Raw genomic sequence first — 2,018 nt, 5'->3', positions numbered from 1 at the left:
CCCCATACACGCGACACTCCATTGCCCTAACAAACCTTCTTCCCACCTTTCAACAGGGAACTTAAATGAAGGTTTATATAAAACCACAAACACCTATGAATTGTCGAAAACGTTCACCACCAATCGCCCACGGGCGAACTCGATCACCTCCAGCGAACAAATCGCCAACTATATATACCGACACGAACTACAATAATTTGCCAGCACGCGTATCATCGCCCTGAATGGCTCCGGCCATCGTGACGGGAACGACATCCAGTGCTGCAACTAACAAAGGACGAACCGAAGACCACTTCCGTGCGAGGCGTCCGGCCAAGAACATGATACCACGGATCATGATGAAGGCTTGTCACATACCCATATAACCCACGATTACCTTGGAATAGGTAACTCTACACGTCAATTGCTAAACTCAAGACCTAACGGTCCAATAAATCAGTGTCAGATGAAATATTCATCATACACCATTTGATGCTGATGGCTCGGGCTGCTATCTGTCTTAGACTAAGTCATGCAAGTCAAAGGGCTTCGGCCCTTGGCGAAAAACTGAGGAAAAGGTCGTCAACCTACCCTGCAGTCGGGGATAACCACGGGAAACTGTGGATAAACCCCGATAGGTGTGGAAACTTGGAAAAGCCCAACACCAAAACGTAAGGCTGCAGGATGGGACTGCCCCCGATTATGCTCGTAGGCGAGGTAATGGCTCACCTAGGCGATGATCGGTACCGGCTCTTAGCGGAGTGGCCGGCAGGCGGGAACTGAGATAAAGTCCCGGCCCCTACGGGGTCCAGCAGACGCGAAAACTACACAATGCACGAAAGTGTGATGTGGTGAGGCAGAGTGCCACTCTAACGGGTGGCTGTCCTGGACAGTAAATACGTCCAGAAGAAAGGAGAGGGCAAGGATGGTGCCAGCAGCCGCGGTAAAACCATCTCTCCGAGTGGACCGATATACTGGGTCTAAAGCGTGTGCAGCTGGAACGGAAAGTCTTTGCTGAAAGCGGATCGCTTAACGAAACCGAAACGGTGAAGATACTTCCGTTCTTGGGAGTGGAAGAGGTGCACGGTACTATCAGGGGAGCGGTGAAATGCGTAGATCCTGATGGGACCACCTGTGGCGAAGGCGGTGCACTGGGACACATCCGACAGTCAGACACGAAAGCTAGGGGAGCAAAGAGGATTAGATACCCTCGTAGTCCTAGCCGTAAACGATGCGTGCTAAGTGTCGGGGGACTTAGTCTCCCGGTGCTGGAGCGAAGGCGTTAAGCGCGCCACCTGGGAAGTACGACCGCAAGGTTGAAACTTAAAGCAATTGACGGGAGAGCACCGGAACGCGTGGATGCTGCGGTTTAATTGGATTCAACGCCGGAAATCTTACCTGGACCGTCCTAGACTGTGAAAGTCAGCCTGATGAGCTTACTGGAGCCTAGGACTGGTGGTGCATGGCCCATTGCAGCTTGTGTCGTGAGATGCGCACTTAAGTGTGTAAACAAGCGAGACCGTCACCCACAATTACCAGCGATTGCGCAAGCAAGATCGGGAACTTTGTGGGGATCGCCTGTGTCGAACAGGATGAAAGAGACGTCCAGATGAGGTCTGTATGCCCCTTATGTCCAGGGCCACACGCGGCATACAATGGCTATCGCAATGGGATGCAACGTCGAAAGACGAAGCCAACCCCTAATGATAGTCTCAGTAAGAATTGAGGACTGGAAGCGTCCTCATGAATGTGGAATGCGTAGTAAGGGCGTTTCATTATGACGCCCTGAATACTCCCCTGCTCTTTGTACACACCGCCCGTCGCACCAGGCGAGTCTTGTTTGGTTGAGGTCAGGCCTTCGGGCTTGAACGATACTTGACAAGATGAGTCGGGTGAAGTCGTAACAAGGTGTCCGTAGCGGAAGCTGCGGACGGATCACCTCCTAAGTGTACAATGGGGGACTCAGTCCCCCTTGCGTGTTATTTACCTATTCCAAGGTCGTGAGAGGTTATATGGGTTGAAGATCCTTCTGGGTCTTT

General features: G+C 52.0%; 1 rRNA gene. It reads left to right on the top strand.

Annotated elements, in window-relative coordinates:
* The first annotated feature begins 487 nt into the window (after positions 1-487).
* Positions 488-1,925 (top strand): 16S ribosomal RNA (locus D6694_15905).
* The last annotated feature ends 93 nt before the right edge of the window (positions 1,926-2,018 follow it).

The sequence above is a fragment of the Gammaproteobacteria bacterium genome (genome assembly GCA_003696665.1).
Classification (GTDB): domain Bacteria; phylum Pseudomonadota; class Gammaproteobacteria; order Enterobacterales.
This window is presented reverse-complemented; position numbering and strand designations above follow the sequence as displayed.